The organism is Streptomyces sp. NPDC008079 (assembly GCF_042957385.1).
In the GTDB taxonomy this organism is placed as follows: Bacteria; Actinomycetota; Actinomycetes; order Streptomycetales; family Streptomycetaceae; genus Actinacidiphila.
In genome coordinates this window covers 500,909-521,152 of sequence record NZ_JBIBIC010000001.1, presented here as the reverse complement: position 1 = coordinate 521,152, position 20,244 = coordinate 500,909, and the positions used below count along the sequence as shown (strand labels likewise).

The following is a 20,244-nucleotide window of genomic DNA, read 5'->3' as shown; positions in this document are numbered from 1 at the left end:
GGAAGCGGGTGACGGGGGGCCGGTCGCTCGGACCGGCTTCCGGGGGTGCTTCCCCCCAGTGCTCGTCCGCGGGTTCGGGCTGGCTCATCCGCGCCACCTCCTCCCGTCCCTGCGGACCGTTCGACCGCGTTCGACCGCACCCCGTTACGTGCCACGCGTTCGTGGGGCACGGCTCTTTCTTACGGCACGGCGCCGACATTTGAGTCACCCGGGGCCGCTCGCGGCGCGTCGGGGGACGGTCCACGGTAGGGCTCTCGGCGGCCCTGACCAACCCGGTTATCCACAGGGGGTGTGGACGGCGGCGGCATACCTGTGGAGAAGTGGCCCCAACCTGTGTACAGCCCTTGGGACGACGCTGTGGACAAGCTGACAATCTACTCAAGGGAACGGCTCTGACCTGGCCTTTCTCCATCCATAGCCTGTGCAGGAGAAAAAAATTCACGGTCGGCCCAAGATCGCCACAAACAACGCGGAGGAGATCACTCTACGCAGTCACCCGTAATAGTCGAGGGTGGCCTTTACCTCTTACTTGTGGACGATTACCCTGTGCATGTGAATCCGCTCGCCAAGCCCGCAGTGGAGAAGGATCCGGCCTCGTCCCCCCGCACGCCCGCCCGGGGCCGCCACGACCGGGAGATCCTCGCCCTCGCGGTCCCCGCCTTCGGCGCGCTGGTCGCCGAACCCCTCTTCGTCATGGCCGACAGCGCGGTTGTCGGCCATCTCGGCACCGCCCAGCTCGCGGGCCTCGGCGTCGCCGCCGCGCTCCTCACCACCGCCGTCAACATCTTCGTCTTCCTGGCGTACGCGACCACCGCCGCCGTCGCCCGCCGGGTCGGCGCGGGCGACCTGCCCGCCGCGATCCGCCAGGGCGTGGACGGCATCTGGCTCGCGCTGCTGCTGGGCGCGCTGGTGATCGCCGTCGTCCTCCCGGCGGCCCCGGCCGTGGTCGACCTGTTCGGCGCGTCGCCGACCGCCGCACCGTACGCGACCACGTATCTGCGGATCAGCTCGCTCGGCATCCCCGCGATGCTGATGGTGCTGGCGGCGACCGGCGTCCTGCGCGGCCTCCAGGACACCCGCACCCCGCTGTACGTGGCGGTCGGCGGATTCGCCGCCAACGCGGGGCTCAACGCGGGCCTGGTATACGGCGCGGGACTCGGCATCGCGGGCTCCGCGTGGGGCACGGTCATCGCCCAGAACGGCATGGCGGCCGTCTATGTGTGGGTGGTGATCCGCGGCGCCAAGCGGCACCTCGCCAAGCCGCACCTCCCGACGCGGGACGACCCCGCGCCACACGACCCCGCGACGGACGCCCGTACGGGTGCACGCTCCGCCCTGTGGACCCTGTTGCGCCCCGACCCCGCAGGCATACGCGCCTGCGCCCGAGCCGGCGTCCCCCTCCTCGTCCGCACCCTCAGCCTGCGGGCCGTCCTGCTCATCGCCACCGCCGTCGCCGCGGGGCTCGGCGACGCCGCGATCGCCGCCCACCAGATCACCCTCACCGTCTGGTCCCTGCTCGCCTTCGCCCTGGACGCCATCGCCATCGCGGGACAGGCGATCATCGGCCGCTACCTGGGCGCGGACGACCCCGAGGGCGCCCGCGCCGCCTGCCGCCGCATGATCGAGTGGGGAGTGGCCTGCGGGGTCGTCCTGGGGCTGCTGGTGACGCTGGCCCGGCCGCTGATCGGGCCGATGTTCACCTCGGACCCGGCCGTACGGGACGCGCTGACGTCCGCGCTGCTGGTAGTCGCGCTGGCGCAGCCGGTCTGCGGCATCGTCTTCGTCCTGGACGGCGTGCTGATGGGCGCGGGCGACGGGCCGTATCTCGCCTGGTCGATGCTGGGGACGCTGGCCGTCTTCGCGCCCGCCGCGCTGGCCGTGCCCGCCCTGGGCTGGGGGCTGACCGCGCTCTGGTGGGCGATGACCCTGATGATGCTGACCCGGCTCGCCGCCCTGTGGCTCCGGGCCCGCTCCGGCCGCTGGATCGTCACGGGCGCCGCCCGCTGAGACCGCGAGCCGCCCCCCGAGCCGCCCGCTGAGGAGCCCGACGCACTCGCCGAGAGCCCGACCCGCCCGCCGAGGAGCCCAAGGCACTCGCCGAGAGCGCGAGCCGCCCGCCGAGCCGCCCGCCGACACAGCGAGCGGCCAGATCTCACAGCGCCCGCCGCCCCCGGAACCCCGGAACGACGAAGGGCCGGGCACCCCCGCAATCGGGGTGCCCGGCCCTCCCTGTTCCACGTGGAACACAGCGGTCGCGATTACGCGGCCACGACCTCCAGGTCGAGGACGGCCTCGACCTCGGGGTGCAGCCGCACCGTCACCTTGTGCGCGCCCAGCGTCTTGATCGGCGAACCGACCTCGAGACGACGCTTGTCGACAGCCGGACCACCGGCGGTCTTGATCGCCGCGGCGATGTCGGCCGGGGTGATCGAGCCGAACAGCCGGCCGGTGTCACCGGCGCGGGTGCTGAGCTGGACCTTGACGCCCTGGAGCTGCGCCTTGACCGCGTTCGCGTCGTCCAGCGAGTGGATCTCGCGGATGCGGCGGGCGCGGCGGATCTGCTCGACGTCCTTCTCGCCACCCTTGGTCCACGCGATGGCGAAGCCACGCGGGATCAGGTAGTTGCGGGCGTAGCCCGGCTTGACATCGACGATGTCGCCCGCGGCACCCAGGCCGCTGACCTCGTTGGTAAGGATGATCTTCGACATGCTTCAGGTCACCCTTTCCTTATCGAGCGGTCGACGTGTAGGGCAGCAGCGCCATCTCACGGCTGTTCTTCACGGCCGTGGCGACGTCACGCTGGTGCTGCGTGCAGTTGCCGGTGACGCGGCGGGCACGGATCTTGCCGCGGTCGGAAATGAACTTCCGCAGCATGTTCGTGTCCTTGTAGTCCACGTACACGGTCTTGTCCTTGCAGAACGCGCAGACCTTCTTCTTCGGCTTGCGCGGGGGCGGCTTCGCCATGGTGATTCTCCTAATGCGATCTTGCGATCAAGAAGTGAGGATGCCCGCCCTAGAAGGGCGGCTCGTCCGAGTAGCCGCCGCCGGAAGAAGCGGCACCGGAGCCGCCGCCCCAGTTACCGCCACCGCCGCCCTGGCCGCCGCCGGCCGGCGCGCTGGTCGCCCACGGGTCGTCGGCGGGAGCACCGCCGCCGCCCTGGGGCTGGCCGCCACCGGAGCTTCCGCCCCAGTTGCCGCCGCCGCCCTGGCCGCCGCCTCCGCCGAACCCGCCGCCCTGCTGACCGCCACGACCGCCACCGCTGGTCTTGGTGACCTTGGCCGTCGCGCTCTTCAGGCTGGCGCCGACTTCTTCGACGTCCAGTTCGTAGACCGTCCGCTTGACGCCCTCACGGTCCTCGTACGACCGCTGCTTCAGCCGGCCCTGCACGATGACGCGCATGCCTCGCTGGAGCGACTCGGCGACGTTCTCGGCCGCCTGCCGCCAGACCGAGCAGGTGAGGAACAGGCTCTCGCCGTCCTTCCACTCGTTGGTCTGCCGGTCGAAGGTGCGCGGAGTGGACGCGACTCGGAACTTCGCGACCGCCGCACCCGACGGGGTGAAGCGCAGCTCGGGGTCGTCGACAAGATTGCCGACAACCGTGATGACGGTCTCGCCTGCCATGGGATGACCTCTCGGCGGTGTGCTGACTGCTTCTGGCTGCTGCTACTGACTACTGCTGGCTACTACTCGGTTACTGCCCCGGTGCGCTGAGCGGAGAGCTCAGTGCAGTTCGGGGCGGAGGACCTTGGTCCGCAGAACCGACTCGTTCAGGTTGAGCTGACGGTCGAGCTCCTTGACGACCTCAGGCGTGGCCTTGAGGTCGACGACCGAGTAGATGCCCTCGGGCTTCTTGTTGATCTCGTAGGAGAGGCGACGACGGCCCCAGGTGTCGACCTTCTCCACGCTGCCGCCACCATTGCGGACGACGGCGAGGAAGGACTCGATCAGCGGGGAGACAGCGCGCTCCTCAAGATCGGGGTCGAGAATGAGCATGAGCTCGTAGTGACGCATAGGGGAACCCACCTCCTTTGGACTCAGGCGGCCACGGCGTTTCCGTGGCAGGAGGGTTTGTATCTGCGTCGCAACGGTAGCGCGGGGCACTGACAGTCGAGTGACAGACAGTCGAGCGGCGGATCGGTCCGAGGAGCGTTCCGCCGAGTCGGGCGAGGCCCGGCCCACGCACAGACACCGGTGCAGACCGTACAGACTACCCGCACAGGTCCCCCGGGTTGAAATCCGCCCCCTTTTGCCCCCAATCTGGACACATCTACTCCGTCACGGAGGTGCCCCATGGCACAGCACGCGGAACGGACCCACCACCTCACCTTCAACACCGACGGCCGACCGCACCCGCTGGAGAACACGCTGGTCGCGGTGACCGTCGTCCTCGGCGCGATCGCGATCATCTCCTCGGCCTTCAACAGCCTGCATCTGCTCAGTTCCTGGACCGGTCTGGTCGGCATCCTCACCGGCGGCTACGGCCAGTTCATCTCGGCGACCACGGCGGAGCGGTTCGCTCTCGTCATCGGCCTCGGCATGGCGGCGGTCGGCTTCTACATCGGTGTCGCGCACGGCGGCCTGTTCGGCGGGCTCTGGTAGCGGCGGCCGGCAGTCGCCGACAGCACCGGCGAGCAGTAGCGAGGGCGCTTCCCCCGCGCAGTAGGCTTCGGGCCAGAAAACAGCACCGGAAACCCACCACAAGCAAGTAGTGAGCATTCCAGCCCGCAGTCGTGAAGTTCGTCGTGAGTTTGGGGAGCGCCCCGCATGAGCCTGACCCTGAGGACCATCAGCCGCGAGCAGCATCTGGCGTACATCCAGAGCCTGCCCTCGGCAAGCCACTGCCAGGTCCCGGCATGGGCTGATGTGAAGTCGGAGTGGCGGTCGGAGAATCTCGGCTGGATCGACGACAGGACCGGCCAGATCGTCGGCGCCGGTCTGGTGCTCTACCGGCAGATCCCGAAGGTCAAGCGGTACCTGGCGTATCTGCCCGAGGGCCCGGTCATCAACTGGTACGCGCCCAACCTGGACGAGTGGCTGAAGCCGATGCTCGCCCACCTCAAGCAGCAGGGCGCCTTCACCGTGAAGATGGGCCCGCCGGTGATCATCCGCCGGTGGGAGGCGAACACCATCAAGACCGGCATCGCCGACCAGGACGTCAAGCGGCTGCGCGACGTGGAGGCCGACTTCATCGAACCGCGCGCCTTCGAGGTCGCGGACAAGCTGCGCCGGATGGGCTGGCAGCAGGGCGAGGACGGCGGCGCGGGCTTCGGCGACGTACAGCCGCGCTACGTGTACCAGGTCCCGCTGGAGAACCGTTCGCTGGACGACATCCTCAAGGGCTTCAACCAGCTCTGGCGGCGCAACATCAAGAAGGCCGAGAAGGCCGGTGTCGAGGTGGTCCAGGCCGGCTACGACGACCTGCCGACCTGGCAGAAGCTCTACGAGGTGACGGCCGAGCGCGACCACTTCAGGCCGCGCCCGCTGTCGTACTTCCAGCGGATGTGGACCTCGCTGAACGCCGAGGACCCCAACCGCATGCGGCTCTACCTGGCGGTGCACGAGGGCGAGGCGGTCGCCGCGGCGACGATGCTGACCGTCGGCCGGCACGTCTGGTACTCCTACGGCGCCTCGGCGAACCACAAGCGTGAGGTGCGGCCGTCCAACGCGATGCAGTGGCGGATGCTGCGGGACGCGTACGCGATGGGCGCCAGCGTCTACGATCTGCGCGGAATCAGCGATTCCCTGGACGAGAACGACCATTTGTTCGGTCTGATTCAGTTCAAGGTGGGCACGGGCGGGCAGGCTGCCGAATACTTGGGCGAGTGGGATTTCCCGCTCAACAAGCTGCTCCACAAGGCGCTCGACATCTACATGTCGCGTCGCTGACCCCGGGCCCGCGCATGGGCCACGACAAGGCCCGCGCGCGGCCCGCCGAAGGCTCGCTCAAGGAAAGGTCCCGACCAGGCCATGGCCCTCACCCTGTACGTCGACACCGCACGCTGGCGTGCACACCACCAGTCCGTGGTGGACCAGTTCCCCGGCATCGTGCCGGTATGCAAGGGGAACGGGTACGGCTTCGGCCATGAGCGCCTCGCCGACGAGGCGACCCGGCTGCGCGCCGACATGCTCGCCGTCGGCACGACGTACGAGGCCGCCCGGATCAAGGACTACTTCAGCGGCGACCTGCTGGTGCTGACCCCGTACCGGCTGGGCGAGGAGCCGGTGCCGCTGCCGGACCGGGCGATCCGCTCGGTGTCCTCGGTGGAGGGTGTGCGCGGTCTGGTCGGCGCGCGGGTGGTCATCGAGGTGATGAGCAGCATGCGCCGGCACGGCGTGGCCGAGGACGACCTGGTCAAGCTGCACACGGCGATAGACGACGTACGCCTGGAGGGTTTCGCGATCCACCTGCCGCTGGACCGCACCGACGGTACGGACGCGGTCGAGGAGGTCTTCGCCTGGATGGAGCGGCTGCGGGCGGCCCGGCTGCCGCTGCACACGATGTTCGTCAGCCACCTCAAGGCGACCGAACTGGCGCAGCTCAGGCAGCAGTTCCCGCAGACCAGGTTCCGGGCGCGGATCGGCACCCTGATGTGGCTCGGCGACCACGACGCGACGGAGTACCGCGGCGCGGTGCTCGACGTCACGCGGATCGTCAAGGGCGACCGGTACGGCTACCGGCAGGAGAAGTCGGCCGCCGACGGCCATCTGGTGGTCGTGGCGGGCGGCACCTCGCACGGTGTGGGCCTGGAGGCGCCGAAGGCGCTGCACGGTCTGATGCCGCGGGCCAAGGGGGTCGCGCGGGCGGGCCTGGCGACCGTCAACCGCAATCTGTCGCCGTTCGTGTGGGCGGGCAAGCAGCGCTGGTTCGCGGAGCCGCCGCACATGCAGGTGTCGATCCTGTTCCTGCCGGGTGACGTGGCGCCGCCCGCGGTGGGCGACGAGCTGGTGGCGCACCTGCGGCACACCACGACCCAGTTCGACCGGGTCGTGGACCGCCACCCGTCGTAGGACGCCTGTCGCGCCCTTCTCTGCTTCTTCTCCAGTCGTCTAATCCTTCTCGTCCACCGCGGGCGAAGGCGTCGTGGGCGAAGTTGTCGTGGGCGAAGGTGTCGTGGGCGCGGAGTCCGTCGGCATCGTGGTGCCCCACTCGACCCGCTGTCCGGCGAAGGGCGCCGCGTGCCGCGGCTCGTGGTGGACGGCGCCGAGCACGAACACGTCCTCCGCGCCGTCCAGGATTCCGCCCGAGGGGTCGTCGTCGCCGTCCTGCCGCAGTACGTCGTGCTGCGGCAGGAGGATGTCGCGGATGACCATGCCGCACAGGTAGAGCGTGCCGAGCAGGTGCACGGCGATGGCGAGGTGGTAGCCGTCGGCGGACAGACCGTGGTGCTTGGTGCCGCCGGTGACGTACGCGAGCTGCATCCAGATGCCGATGAAGTACAGCACCTCGGCGCCCTGCCAGATCAGCAGGTCGCGCCAGCGCGGGCGGGCGAGCACGGCGAGCGGGAGCAGCCACAGCACGTACTGCGGCGAGTAGACCTTGTTGCTGATCACCAGCGCGGCCACCAGCAGGAAGGCGAGCTGTGCGAAGCGCGGGCGGCGCGGGGCGTACAGCGCGAGGGCGGCGATCCCGGCGCACAGCAGCAGCATCAGGGCGGCCACGTACGCGCTCACGCCGGTCAGCGGGTTGCCGGTGCGCTGCATGACGATCAGCCACAGCGAGCCGTAGTCGACGCCGCGGGTGCGGCTGAAGTTGTAGAACTCCGACCAGCCGTGCCGGGCGAGCAGGATCACCGGGCCGTTGACCACCAGCCAGGACAGGACGGCGCCGCCGAGCGCCGTGCCGAAGGCCCGTAGCCGCCCGGCGCGCAGGCACAGCAGGAACAGCGCGAGCAGCAGCAGGACGGGGTAGAGCTTGGCCGCGGTGGCCAGGCCGATCAGGATGCCCGCGGCCAGCGGTCGGCTGCGGGCCCACAGCAGCATGCCGACGGCGGTCAGGGCGACGGCGAACAGGTCCCAGTTGATGGTCGCGGTGAGCGCGAGCGCGGGGGACAGGGCGATGAGCAGGCCGTCCCAGGGGCGCCGCCGCTGGGTGCGCGCCACGCACGTGACGAGGACGACCGCGCAGATCATCAGCATCGCGGAGTTCACGATCCAGTAGATCTGCGCGCGGTGCTGGAGGTCGCCGCCGTGCGGGGTCAGCCAGGAGGCGACCTCCATGAACAGGCCGGTGAGCACCGGGTACTCGAGGTAGTGGAAGCCGCTGCCGGAGACCGAGTCCGGGATGCGGTCGAAGTACGGGACCAGGTCGGTGGCGAAGCCGCGCTGCGAGTACAGGTGCGGGATGTCGGAGTAGCAGGCGTGGATGTACTGCGGGGAGCCGCCCTGGAACCAGCCGCCGGAGTAGCAGGACGCTTTCTGCGCCATGCCGAGGGCGAACATTCCGATGACGACGAGCACCATCACGCGGACCGGGTTCCACCAGCGGTAACCGCCGGAGCGGGCCCACCGTCCGGTGGGCCCGCCCAGGAACTCACTGCCGGCCGCGGCGACCGGGTCCTCGTCGGAGGGTCGCACGGGGAGCTCTCGCCGGTCGGCCTCTTCGCGGTCGCGCACGCTCGTCATGGCGAACATCCTGCCGTACCGGTCTGTGTGAGCGAGAGTCCCCGGGGACACCAACCGTCGCTGTCTGCTGTCAGCGACGGTCGCCGTCCCCCGTCAGCCGCCGTCCGTCATCCTCCGTCGCCGGGTTTGCGGGTGGATGTTCCGCCGCTGTTGCCTCCGCCGCCGCCCGGTCCTCCGGTGCTGCCCGACGTGGTCGGGGTGTCGCTCGGCGTCGGCGTGTTGCAGGTCTGGTCCCACGGCAGGCACGGGCCGCTCGGCGTGGTGGGCGGCGTGGTGGGCGGCGTCGTCGGCGGGGTGGTCGGCGGCGTCGTCGTGGTGGGCGGCGGGGTGGTCGCGGTGTCGGTCGGGCTCGGCGGCGGCGTCGTCATGGACGGCGTCGGCGACGGGGCGCCGGGCTCGTTCTGCGGTTCGCCGATCTTGCTGGCGTCCGGGAAGCCGGGGTCCTCGGAGTTGCCGAGGGCGGCCTTCATGTAGTCGGTCCAGATGGTGGCCGGCAGGTCACCACCGTGGATGGAGGAGTTGCCGCCGGTGCCGGACATCGGCAGCAGCTTCTTGGCCTTGGTGTCCTGGCGGAACATCACCACGGACGTGGAGAGCTGCTGGGTGTAGCCGACGAACCACGCGGACCGGGTGCCGCCGGGGCTGTCGGTGGTACCGGTCTTGCCCGCCGCGGTACGGCCCAGGGCCTTGGCCTTGGTGCCGGTGCCGTTCTCGACCACGTTCTGGAGAACCTTGGTGACGTTGTTGGCGATGTTGTCCGGCAGCGCCTGCTTGGGCTTGGGCCGCGAGAAGCCGTTGATCTGGTCACCGTTGTGGATCACCTTGGTGACCGAGTACGGGTCCACCTGCACGCCGGATTTGGCGAAGGTGGCGTACGCGTCGGCCATCCGGATCGCGCTGGGCGTGGACGTACCGATCGAGAACGACGGCACCATGGTGGCCATGCTCTCGTCGAGCAGGCCCACGCTCTCCGCCGTCGCCTTGACCTTGGGCAGGCCGACGTCCTCGCCGAGCTGGACGAACGGGGTGTTGATCGAGTTCTGCATGGCCTTGGTCAGCGTGACGTAGCCGTGCTTGATCGAGTCCTCGTTCTTCTGCCGGAACGGCTTGTTCTCCTTGTCGAGGACCACATTGCCGTCGTGGTCCTTGATCACCAGCAGGTCGTTGGCGTTGTACTTGCTGTCCGGCGTGATGGGCTTGCCGTCGCTGTGGTTGGTGCCGTACATCATGGCCGCCGAGAGCACGAACGGCTTGAAGGTCGAGCCGACCGGCACACCGGCGGTGTTGGCGTTGTTGTTGAACTCGTTGTGCTCGTAGCCCTCGCCGCCGTAGATGGCCACGATCTTGCCGTCGCCCGGCACCACGGAGGCGGCGCCGAACTGCACGTTGCTGTCCGCGTCCGTGCCCTTGTAGTCGGGGTCGTCGCCCAGGTACTTGTGCGAGCCGCCGGGCTTGATGTTCGCCTTGCGGACCGCCTCGACGGACTTCTTCAGGGCGTTGACCTTGGCCTTGTCGAAGGTCGTGTAGATCTGGTATCCGCCCAGGTCAAGGTCCTTCTGGGTGATCTTCGGCGAGGAGTGCGTGGTGACGTAGTTGTTCACCGTGTCGACCAGGTAGCTGATCTGACCGCTCATGCCCGCCTGCACCTTCAGCCCCTGGGGCATCGGGTACTTGGTGTACTTGGCGCGCTCGGTCGCCGTCATGTGGCCGTACTTGACCTCCTGGTCGAGGATCCAGGCCCAGCGCTGCGTGGAGCGCTTGGTGTTGGCCTCGGCGGTGGCCGACGTGTCGATGTTGGTGGCGCCTATCGGGTCGTAGTACGTCGGGCCCTTGAGCAACGCCGCCAGGAAGGCGCACTGGCTGGGGTCGAGCTTGACCGCGTCCACGCCGTAGTACGTCTGCGCGGCGGCCTGGAGACCGTAGGCGCCGCGGCCGAAGTACGAGGTGTTCAGGTAGCCGGTGATGATGTCGTTCTTGCCGACCTTCGCGCCGACCTTTATGGAGATGAACAGCTCTTTGAACTTCCGGCTGACCGTCTGCGACTGGTCGAGCATCGAGTTCTTCACGTACTGCTGGGTGATGGTCGAGCCGCCCTGCGTCTCGCCGCCCTTGGCCATGTTGAACAGCGCGCGGGTGATGCCCATCGGGTCTACACCGGAGTCGGTCTCGAAGGTCTTGTTCTCGGCCGAGATCACCGCGTAGCGCATGGCCTTGGGGATCTGGTCGTACGTGATGTTCTGCCGGTTGAAGTCACCGCCGGTGGCGACCATGCGGGTGCCGTCGGCCCAGTAGTAGACGTTGTTCTGGGCGACGGCCGCCTTGTTCTCGTCGGGGATGTCGACCATGGCGTACGCGATGCCCGCGATGCCGACCAGGGTGCCGACGAAGCCGATGCACAGCGCGGTGACCTGGCGCCAGGAGGGCACCCAGTGCCGCCAGCCCTGCTTGCCGAAGCGCGGGTAGTCGATGAAGCGCTTCTTGGCGGGCCTGCGGCCTCCCCGGCCCGCGGGGCCGCCGGGTTCACCGGGGCCGCCGGTGCCTCTGCGGCGACCGCCGCCGTTGCCGTTGCCGCCACCGCCGCGTCCCTGGGCGGCGCGGCGGGCCGCGGCGCGTCCTTCATAGGGGACACCGGGGCCGCCGGTGCCGGAAGGGGAACCGCTGGGCACGCCGCCGGGAGGGCCGGGGGGACGGCCGGGTACGGCGCCCGGGGTACCGCCGGGCGGCGTACCGCCACTGGGCATACCGCTAGGGGAACCGGCGGGGGGGCCGCCGGCCGCGCGTCGGCCGCCTGACGCAGGGGGCGTCGGCTGCTGTCCCCCGCGCCTGGCGGCAGCACGGCCGCCGGAGGGCGACTGCGGCGGCTTGCGACGGTGCTCGCTCATGAACAGCTACTCCTCGACAGGCGGGATCGCCTGCAGGCATCGATGACATTCCGGTCTGTCCCCCTGAGTGCGGCTGTGTCAGGCCGCACTGCACCCAGGACCAAGACGCACGCCGACGTCCCAGGGTTCCCGGTGCTCTGCATGGCGAACAGAGTACGCACGGTCAAAAGACGCACGATGCGAGCGTTCATCACATAACGGACGGTTGACGCCTCACAGGTTTCATGTTGTGACACCCGCTGTGACGGCGGTCACCGCGGACCGCCTTGCATGATGTGTCGAACCGTTCTATCGTCCCGATGTATCGACTCGATACATCGCACCGACACATCGCTCCGATGCATCGTGCGGAGGCATCGGGTCGGCACACAGTACGGGACAGCGGCGACCGGCCGGAACGAGGGGACGAGGGATTGAGCAAGCGCTCCGGAATCCTCGAATTCGCGGTTCTCGGTCTGCTGCGCGAGTCCCCTATGCACGGCTACGAGCTGCGCAAGCGGCTCAACACCTCGCTCGGGGTGTTCCGCGCCTTCAGCTACGGCAGTCTTTATCCCTGCCTGAAGACGCTGGTCACTCAGGGGTGGCTGATCGAGGAGTCGGTGGTGGACAGCGATCCGCCCGCGACACCCCTCGCCGGCCGCCGGGCGAAGATCGTCTACCGGCTGACGGCCGCGGGCAAGGAGCACTTCGAGGAGCTGCTCGCCCACTCCGGCCCGGACGCCTGGGAGGACGAGCACTTCGCCGCTCGCTTCGCCTTCTTCGGGCAGACGTCGAAGGACGTCAGGATGCGGGTCCTCGAGGGGCGGCGCAGCCGCCTCGAGGAACGGCTGGAGAAGATGCGCGCCTCACTCGTGCGCACCCGCGAACGGCTCGACGACTACACGCTCGAGCTGCAGCGGCACGGCATGGAATCGGTGGAGCGCGAGGTCCGCTGGCTCAATGAGCTGATCGAGACCGAGCGGGCCGGACGCAGCACCACGCGCCCGGACTCCGAGCAGGACACACACGACAACAACCAAGAGAACGGCGGCCGACCCGAAAACCGGGGAACCGCGTGACGATTACACAGGGAGCAACCGGTATGGGTTCGGTTCGCGTAGCCATCGTTGGCGTAGGCAACTGCGCCGCGTCGCTGGTGCAGGGTGTCGAGTACTACAAGGACGCCGACCCGGACAGCAAGGTGCCTGGTCTCATGCACGTGCAGTTCGGCGACTACCACGTACGTGACGTCGAGTTCGTGGCCGCCTTCGATGTCGACGCGAAGAAGGTCGGCCTCGACCTCGCGGACGCCATCGGGGCCAGCGAGAACAACACGATCAAGATCTGCGACGTCCCGCAGAGCGGTGTGACCGTCCAGCGCGGCCACACCAACGACGGTCTCGGCAAGTACTACCGGGAGACGATCGAGGAGTCCACCGAGGCCCCGGTCGACATCGTCCAGGTCCTCAAGGACCGCCAGGTCGACGTCCTCGTCTGCTACCTGCCCGTCGGCTCCGAGGTCGCGGCCAAGTACTACGCGCAGTGCGCCATCGACGCGAAGGTCGCCTTCGTCAACGCCCTCCCGGTCTTCATCGCCGGCACCAAGGAGTGGGCGGACAAGTTCACCGAGGCCGGTGTGCCGATCGTCGGTGACGACATCAAGTCCCAGGTGGGCGCCACCATCACGCACCGCGTGATGGCGAAGCTCTTCGAGGACCGCGGTGTCCTGCTGGAGCGCACCATGCAGCTCAACGTGGGCGGCAACATGGACTTCAAGAACATGCTCGAGCGCGAGCGCCTGGAGTCCAAGAAGATCTCCAAGACGCAGGCCGTCACCTCGCAGATCGTGGACCGTGAGCTGGGCGCCAAGAACGTCCACATCGGCCCGTCGGACTACGTGCAGTGGCTGGACGACCGCAAGTGGGCGTACGTCCGCCTCGAGGGCCGCGCCTTCGGCGACGTCCCGCTGAACCTGGAGTACAAGCTGGAGGTCTGGGACTCCCCGAACTCCGCCGGTGTCATCATCGACGCGCTGCGCGCGGCGAAGATCGCCAAGGACCGCGGTATCGGCGGCCCGATCCTGTCGGCGTCCTCGTACTTCATGAAGTCCCCGCCGGTGCAGTACTTCGACGACGAGGCCCGCGACAACGTGGAGAAGTTCATCCGCGGCGAGGTCGAGCGCTGACCGGCTGAGCCGGACAACGCCGCGTCCGGTGGCACGGTGCCACAGCGTCACCGCAGGACCGCACCGCCGCAGGACGGCACCACCGCAGTACCAAGGAAAGGCCCCGGGTCGCGTGCCCGGGGCCTTCCGCGTCATGTGAGGCTGTGACCATGGCTGTTGTGCGCGATCTTCGCGTGCTGCTGCGGCTGTCGGGCTTCCGGCGGCTGCTCGCGGTGCGCCTGCTGTCCCAATTCTCCGACGGCGTCTTCCAGGTCGCGCTGGCCGCCTATGTCGTCTTCTCGCCCGAGAAACAGACCTCGCCCGGCGCCATCGCCTCCGCCATGGCCGTACTGCTGCTGCCGTACTCGCTGCTCGGCCCGTTCACCGGCGTGCTGCTCGACCGCTGGCGGCGCAGGCAGGTGCTGCTCTCCTGCAATCTGCTGCGGGCGGTGCTGTCCTGCGGGACGGCCGCGCTGATCCTGCTGCACGTGCCGGACTGGCTGTTCTATCTCTCCGCCCTGTCGGTCACCGCCGTCAACCGCTTCGTGCTCGCGGGGCTGTCCGCCGCGCTGCCGCGGGTCGTGGACGCCGAGCGGCTGGTGATCGCCAACTCCCTGTCCCCGACGGCCGGGACGCTCGCGGCGACCGCGGGCGGCGGCGTCGCCTTCGTCGTGCACCTCTTCCTGCCCGAGGGCGCCGGGGCCAACGCGGCGACCGTGCTGCTCGGCGCGGGCGTCTATCTGGTGGCGGGGCTGTCCGCGCTGACGCTGGGCCGCGACCGGCTCGGGCCCGATCCCTCCGAGGTACGGCAGCGGCTGCGCACGGCGCTCGCGGGCACCGCGCAGGGCCTGGCCGACGGGTGGCGGCATCTGCGCCAACGGCCCGCGGCGCGACGGGCGATGGGCGCGGTGACGGCGATGCGCTTCTGCTACGGCGCCCTGACCGTCACCTTGCTGATGCTCAGCCGCTACACCTGGTCCGACCCCTCGGACACCGACGCCGGTCTCGCCCTGCTCGGCCTGGCGGTCGGCCTGTCCGCGGCCGGATTCTTCACCGCGGCGGTCTTCACCCCGTGGGCCACCGGCCGCTTCGGCACCGGCGGCTGGATCACCGTGTGCGCCGCCGCGTCCGCCGTGCTGCTGCTCCCGCTGGCGCTCCCGTTCGCCGTCGGACCGATGATGGTCGCGGCCTTCGTGCTGGGCTTCACCATGCAGGGCGCGAAGATCGCCACCGACACCGTGGTGCAGACCGACGTCCAGGACTCCTACCGCGGGCGCGTCTTCTCCCTCTACGATGTCGCCTTCAACGTCGCCTTCGTAGGCGCCGCGGCGGTCTCCGCCCTGATGCTGCCGCCCGACGGCCGTTCCCCAGCGCTGATCACCGTCCTCGCCCTGCTCTACGCCGGGGTGGCCGCCACGATGACCCGACTCCGCTCCTGACCCCGGCGTCGCGCCGGGACGCACACCACACATGGGGGAAACCGTGGCTACTCCGCCACCTCCTGGCCGCAATCCCTACGGCCAGCCGTACGCACAGCAGACAGCACCGCCTCCGCCCGCGCCTCCGCAGCAGGGACAGAACCCGTACGGCCAGAACCCCTACGGCCAGAATCCGTACGGGCAGAATCCGTACGGGCAGGGCCAGCCGGGCCAGAACCCGTACGGGCCGCCGCAGGGCCAGGGGCAGCAGCCGTTCGGCTACCCGCAGACCGGGCCGCAGACGGCGCCGGACGGCGGCCCGGCGTGCACCTTCTGCGGGGGCTTCCCGGCCGTGCAGGCCACCGTCCGCGGCCACCAGGGCTTCCTGATCATCATGCGCTTCCTGAAGCGACGGGCGAACTACTGCCGCACCTGCGGGATAGCCACGCACCGGGAGATGACCACCAAGACGCTGTGGCAGGGCTGGTGGAGCATCGCCTCGTTCGTCATCACGCCGATCACGGTGCTCATCAACCTCGGGCCGCGCGGCAAGTTCAACAAGCTGCCCGCGCCCAGCGGCGGCTTCGGACCGCCCATGAACCCGGGCAAGCCGATCTTCCTGCGCGGCGGCGCGTACGTCATGCTGGCGCCGCTGCTGGTGCTCGCCCTCATCGTCGCGGGAGTCGCGATGGGCGGCAACGACGCGAATTCGGCGTCCGCCGGTGACTGCGTCAGCAAGAGCGGCTCCGACTCGGACCCGACCCTGAAGGTCGTCGACTGCACGTCGGGCTCGGCCGCGTACCGCGTCGTGGAGCGGCACGGCGGCAAGCACTACAGAGACGCCTGCTCCAACGGCGACGCCGAGTACGACCACTCGGGGCGCGGCGGCGACTACGCGCTCTGCCTGACGCGCGTGGGCTGACGTCCTTGAGCTGACGTCCTTGAGCTGATGGCGCCATGCCGATGCCTTTGAGCTGACGCCGATGTTCCACGTGGAACATCGCGTTCGGCGAGACGGCGGAGGGGCGATGTTCCACGTGGAACATCGCCCCTCCGCCGTTTCACGCCGCCGTTCTCACTGCTGCTCGGACCACCACGTCTTGAGCGCGGCGATCGCCTCGTCCTCGGTCATCGGGCCGTTCTCCAGCCGGAGTTCCAGCATGTGCTGGTACGCCTTGCCGACCAGGGGGCCGGGGGGGACGCCCAGGATCGACATGATCTGGTTGCCGTCGAGGTCGGGCCGGATCGCGTCCAGCTCCTCGCGCTCCTGGAGTTCGGCGATGCGCGCTTCCAGGGCGTCGTAGGTGCGGGACAGGGCGGCTGCCTTGCGCTTGTTGCGGGTCGTGCAGTCCGAACGGGTCAGCTTGTGCAGCCGGGAGAGCTGCGGGCCCGCGTCGCGGACGTAGCGGCGTACGGCCGAGTCGGTCCACTCGCCGCTGCCGTATCCGTGGAAGCGCAGGTGCAGCTCGACCAGCCGGGAGACGTCCTTCACCAGATCGTTGGGGTACTTGAGCTGGGTCAGCCGGGCCTTGGTCAGCTTCGCGCCCACCATCTCGTGGTGGTGGAAGGAGACCCGGCCGTCGGTCTCGAAGCGGCGCGTCTTCGGCTTGCCGATGTCGTGCAGCAGCGCGGCCAGCCGCAGGACGAGGTCCGGCCCGTCGGTCTCCAGGTCGATCGCCTGCTCCAGCACGGTCAGCGAGTGCTCGTAGACGTCCTTGTGCCGGAAGTGCTCGTCGCGCTCCAGGCGCAGCGCGGACAGCTCGGGCAGCACCAGATCGGCCAGCCCGGTGTCGACCAGCAGCCGCAGCCCCTTGCGCGGGTGGTCGGACAGGATCAGCTTGTTCAGCTCGTCCCTGATCCGCTCGGCGGAGACGATGCCGATCCGGTCGGCCATCGCCGACATCGCGGCGACCACCTTGGGCGCGACCTCGAAGTCGAGCTGCGCGGCGAAGCGGGCGGCCCGCAGCATCCGCAGCGGGTCGTCGGAGAACGACGACTCCGGGGTGCCGGGCGTACGCAGCCGCCGCGCCGCCAGATCGTCCAGGCCGCCGTACGGATCGACGAAGTCGCCCTCGGGGAGCGCGACCGCCATCGCGTTCACGGTGAAGTCCCGGCGGACCAGGTCGTCCTCGATGGTGTCGCCGTAGGACACCTCCGGCTTGCGCGAGGTCCGGTCGTACGCCTCGGAGCGGTACGTCGTCACCTCGATCTGGAAGCTGTCCTTCATCGCGCCGACCGTGCCGAAGGCGATGCCGACCTCCCACACCGAGTCCGCCCACGACCGCAGGATCTTCAGCACCTGCTCGGGGCGGGCGTCGGTGGTGAAGTCGAGGTCGTTGCCGAGCCTGCCCAGCAGGGTGTCCCGGACGGAGCCGCCGACGAGGGCGAGCCGGAATCCGGCGTCGCGGAATCGGTGGCCGAGTTCCTCGGCGACGGGCGCGACCTGGTGGCGGGCCCGCGGGGTCTGAGCGGCATTGTTGGCATTCGGCACAACGTAAAAGGGTACGGGTCCGCGGAGCCCACGGCTGCCGGGTTTCCCCGCGGGACCGCGTCGCGGGCGCATATGGCGCGCGTCCCGAGGGCATACCGCCCGGTTCCGGACCTCGGCGGACCCCGGCGGGGCATCGGCCGGACCCCGGCCAGATCTCGACTGGGCCGCATCGGGCCTCTTCCCCGGACTCCGCAGCACTTTGGCACAGCGCCGATCGTTAACATGCCAGCACGCACATCAGATGGGCGCGGACCGACGACCACCGTCGCCCGCCCGTCGACATCCGACACGAGGGACGGGCGAACGCGTGGGCGAGGCGGCACAGGCACCCGGAAGACCCCCGTCGGCGCGCTCGCCGCGTCTGCTGCGGGCGGTCGCCCTGATCGCCGCGGGCACGCTGCTCACCGGGCTGCTCCAGGTCGTCCAGACGCTCCAGGCGCCCGGCGCGCAGGCCGCCGTCGGCAGCGGCTCGCGCACCGCCGCGGTGGCGCTGAACAAGGTAGACCCCCGCGTCCCCGCCAAGGACGGCTCCGTCACCGTGTCCGGCACGGTGACCAACAACGGCAAGACGACGATCACCGGCGCCCGGATGGGCGTCAGGGTCGCCCCGGACGGCCCCCTGACGTCCCTCAGCGCGATGAAGAGCGCCCAGGACCGTACCGGTTACACCAGCTACCTGGACGGCTCGGAGATCGACGGCCACACGGTCGACCTCCCGAAGATCCCGGCCGGGCAGAGCCAGCCCTTCTCCCTCAAGGTCCCGGTGAAGTCCCTGGGCTTCGACGCCTCGGGCGTCTACCAGCTCGGCGTGGCGCTGGACGGCGAGACGTCCGCGGAGCCCGGCGAGCACGTCCTGGGCATCAAGCGCACCTTCCTGCCCTGGTACGACACCAACACCACCACCGCGAAGGCCACGCAGATCACCTACCTGTGGCCGCTCACCGACCGACCGCACGTGGCCGCCCGCGGCGACACCGACTCCCAGCAGAGCCCGATCTTCCTCGACGACGACCTCGCCAAGGAGCTGTCCCCCGGCGGGCGGCTCCAGGTGATGGTCGACCTGGCCAAGTCGCTGCCGGTGACCTGGATCATCGACCCCGACCTGCTCGCCTCGATCGACTTCATGACCAAGCCGTACCGGGTCGCCGGCCCCGGCGGCGACGTCACCCACACCACCGAGGGCACGGGCGGCGCGGTCGCCAAGGCGTGGCTGAACTCGCTCAAGAGCGCTGTCGCGGGCGACCAGGTGATCGCGCTGCCGTTCGCCGACACCGACCTGGCCTCCGTCGCGCACAACGGCCTGCGCGTGCCCGGCACCCTCAACCACCTCAAGACCGCGTCCGAACTGGGCGTGAGCACCCTCGACACCGTCCTCGGCGTCCAGGCCACCTCCGACGTGGCCTGGCCGGTGGACGGGGCCGTCGACCCCGCCATCGTCTCGGTGGCCCGTACCGGCGGCGCGAAGCGGATCGTGGCCCGCAGCGACAGCGTCGGCGAGAGCGATGCGCTCAGCTACACGCCCAACGCGGCCCGACCGATCGGCCACGGGGTGACCGCGGTGGTCGCCGACGCCTCGCTGTCCACCGCGTTCGAGGGCGACATGCTGCGCGCGGAGCCCGCCGATCTCGCCGTGCAGGACTTCGTCGCGCAGACCCTGATGATCACCATGCAGGCGCCGGAGAGGCAGCGCACCATCCTGGTCGCCCCGCAGCGCATGCCCACGGTCTCGCAGGCACAGGCGATGGCCGAGGCGATCGGCACGGTCGGCACGAGCCCGTGGGCCGCCACGGTCGGCTTCGACACCGCCGCCAAGGCCAAGGCCGACCCGGACGCGAACCGCAAGGTGCCGTCGGCGAAGAAGTACCCCAAGGCGCTGCGCAGGCACGAGCTGTCCGTGGGCGCCTTCCAGCAGCTCAGCGAGACGCAGACCCATCTCAACGACTTCGTCACCATCCTCACCCGCAAGGACAAGGTGACGGTGCCCTTCGGCAACTCGGTGCTGCGCGCCATGTCGGCCGGCTGGCGCGGCGACCCCGCCGACGCGACCGAGTTCCGCAGTTCGATCGGCGGCTACCTCCAGGACCTGATCAACGCGGTCCGCATCCTGCCCAAGACCACCCTCACCCTCTCCGGCCGCAGCGGGACCATTCCGGTGACGGTGAAGAACGAGCTGAACCAGCCGATCACCAACCTTGTGCTGCGTCTCACGTCGAACACCGACATCCGGCTGGAGATCAAGGACCCGCAGCAGCCGATCGCGATCGACGGCGGCCACACCCGTACCCTGAAGTTCCAGACGTCGGCGAGCGCGAACGGCAAGGTCAGGGTCACCGCGGCGCTCTTCACCGCGCAGGGCGTGCTCTACCGCAACAGCAACGCCGTCGAGTTCGACGTCAAGATCACCAAGGTCACCGATCTGGTGATGCTGATCATCGCCGCCGGTCTGCTCCTTCTGGTGCTCGCGGGCGTTCGCATCTACCGTCAGCGGAAGCGGCAGGCAGCCGCGGACAGCGGCGGAGACGGCGGGGACGGTGAGGACGGGGACAACGGCGGCGGGCAGGAGGACGGTGATCCGGGGCAGCCGGGTGACCCTGGCACTGACACCGAGGACACCGGTCGGGAAAGCGTTGAGCTGTCCCCGACGGGTGAGAAGGTGGAGGGATAGCCGGCGGACAATAAGGTGGGGC

At 69.6% G+C, this 20,244-nt stretch carries 16 protein-coding genes; 9 read left to right on the top strand and 7 right to left on the bottom strand.

Going from position 1 to position 20,244, the window contains the following annotated elements:
* Nucleotides 1–576 precede the first annotated feature (576 nt).
* The gene (locus ACFZAM_RS02170) at nt 577–2,007 is read left to right on the top strand and encodes an MATE family efflux transporter (RefSeq protein WP_391043478.1); all 1,431 of its coding nucleotides are present in this window, start codon (nt 577–579) and stop codon (nt 2,005–2,007) included.
* A gap of 251 nt (nt 2,008–2,258) precedes the next feature.
* Here ACFZAM_RS02170 and rplI read toward each other — a convergent pair whose 3' ends face one another.
* The 4 genes from rplI to rpsF form a co-directional block, all read right to left on the bottom strand.
* Nucleotides 2,259–2,708, bottom strand: a complete 450-nt coding sequence (gene rplI / locus ACFZAM_RS02165) for a 50S ribosomal protein L9 (protein ID WP_355336647.1) — start codon at nt 2,706–2,708, stop codon at nt 2,259–2,261.
* 19 nt (nt 2,709–2,727) lie between these two features.
* Nucleotides 2,728–2,964, bottom strand: a complete 237-nt coding sequence (gene rpsR / locus ACFZAM_RS02160) for a 30S ribosomal protein S18 (RefSeq protein WP_031512678.1) — start codon at nt 2,962–2,964, stop codon at nt 2,728–2,730.
* A 49-nt stretch (nt 2,965–3,013) separates the two neighbouring features.
* Nucleotides 3,014–3,622 (bottom strand): single-stranded DNA-binding protein, encoded by a 609-nt coding sequence (locus tag ACFZAM_RS02155; RefSeq protein WP_355336648.1) that lies wholly within the window; start codon nt 3,620–3,622, stop codon nt 3,014–3,016.
* Between the two features lie 99 nt (nt 3,623–3,721).
* A complete protein-coding gene (gene rpsF, locus ACFZAM_RS02150; RefSeq protein WP_093711983.1) occupies nt 3,722–4,012 on the bottom strand; it encodes a 30S ribosomal protein S6 in 291 nt (96 codons plus the stop codon).
* Nucleotides 4,013–4,291: 279 nt separating this feature from the next.
* On the opposite strand from rpsF, the gene ACFZAM_RS02145 reads away from it, so the two are divergent.
* The 3 genes from ACFZAM_RS02145 (at nt 4,292) to ACFZAM_RS02135 (ending at nt 7,009) form a co-directional block, all read left to right on the top strand.
* Nucleotides 4,292–4,600, top strand: coding sequence for a hypothetical protein (locus ACFZAM_RS02145; protein ID WP_355336649.1), 309 nt, complete (start codon nt 4,292–4,294; stop codon nt 4,598–4,600).
* Between the two features lie 165 nt (nt 4,601–4,765).
* Nucleotides 4,766–5,887 carry a peptidoglycan bridge formation glycyltransferase FemA/FemB family protein gene (locus tag ACFZAM_RS02140; protein ID WP_355336650.1) on the top strand — a complete coding sequence of 374 codons (1,122 nt, stop codon included), beginning with the start codon at nt 4,766–4,768 and terminating at the stop codon, nt 5,885–5,887.
* Between the two features lie 81 nt (nt 5,888–5,968).
* Entirely contained in the window at nt 5,969–7,009 is a 1,041-nt protein-coding gene (locus ACFZAM_RS02135; protein ID WP_355336651.1) for an alanine racemase, read from the top strand.
* Nucleotides 7,010–7,048: 39 nt separating this feature from the next.
* Here ACFZAM_RS02135 and ACFZAM_RS02130 read toward each other — a convergent pair whose 3' ends face one another.
* Together ACFZAM_RS02130 and ACFZAM_RS02125 are read right to left on the bottom strand one after the other, a co-directional pair.
* The gene (locus ACFZAM_RS02130; protein WP_391042035.1) at nt 7,049–8,623 is read right to left on the bottom strand and encodes a glycosyltransferase 87 family protein; all 1,575 of its coding nucleotides are present in this window, start codon (nt 8,621–8,623) and stop codon (nt 7,049–7,051) included.
* Nucleotides 8,624–8,730: 107 nt separating this feature from the next.
* Nucleotides 8,731–11,505, bottom strand: coding sequence for a transglycosylase domain-containing protein (locus tag ACFZAM_RS02125; protein WP_391042033.1), 2,775 nt, complete (start codon nt 11,503–11,505; stop codon nt 8,731–8,733).
* A gap of 413 nt (nt 11,506–11,918) precedes the next feature.
* On the opposite strand from ACFZAM_RS02125, the gene ACFZAM_RS02120 reads away from it, so the two are divergent.
* From ACFZAM_RS02120 to ACFZAM_RS02105, 4 genes are all read left to right on the top strand, one after another.
* Nucleotides 11,919–12,563 carry a PadR family transcriptional regulator gene (locus ACFZAM_RS02120; protein ID WP_355336653.1) on the top strand — a complete coding sequence of 215 codons (645 nt, stop codon included), beginning with the start codon at nt 11,919–11,921 and terminating at the stop codon, nt 12,561–12,563.
* A gap of 23 nt (nt 12,564–12,586) precedes the next feature.
* On the top strand, nt 12,587–13,669 hold the full coding sequence (locus tag ACFZAM_RS02115; protein ID WP_391042031.1) for an inositol-3-phosphate synthase: 1,083 nt from the start codon (nt 12,587–12,589) through the stop codon (nt 13,667–13,669).
* 149 nt (nt 13,670–13,818) lie between these two features.
* Nucleotides 13,819–15,087: an MFS transporter gene (locus tag ACFZAM_RS02110; protein WP_391042029.1), complete on the top strand. Its 1,269-nt coding sequence runs from the start codon at nt 13,819–13,821 to the stop codon at nt 15,085–15,087.
* A gap of 43 nt (nt 15,088–15,130) precedes the next feature.
* Nucleotides 15,131–15,988 (top strand): hypothetical protein, encoded by an 858-nt coding sequence (locus ACFZAM_RS02105; protein WP_391042028.1) that lies wholly within the window; start codon nt 15,131–15,133, stop codon nt 15,986–15,988.
* A 153-nt stretch (nt 15,989–16,141) separates the two neighbouring features.
* On the opposite strand, the gene ACFZAM_RS02100 is transcribed toward ACFZAM_RS02105, so the two are convergent.
* A complete protein-coding gene (locus tag ACFZAM_RS02100) occupies nt 16,142–17,557 on the bottom strand; it encodes a CCA tRNA nucleotidyltransferase (protein ID WP_391042025.1) in 1,416 nt (471 codons plus the stop codon).
* Nucleotides 17,558–17,864: 307 nt separating this feature from the next.
* Between ACFZAM_RS02100 and ACFZAM_RS02095 the strand changes: the two genes are divergently transcribed.
* Nucleotides 17,865–20,222 carry a DUF6049 family protein gene (locus tag ACFZAM_RS02095; protein WP_391042023.1) on the top strand — a complete coding sequence of 786 codons (2,358 nt, stop codon included), beginning with the start codon at nt 17,865–17,867 and terminating at the stop codon, nt 20,220–20,222.
* Nucleotides 20,223–20,244: the final 22 nt, after the last annotated feature.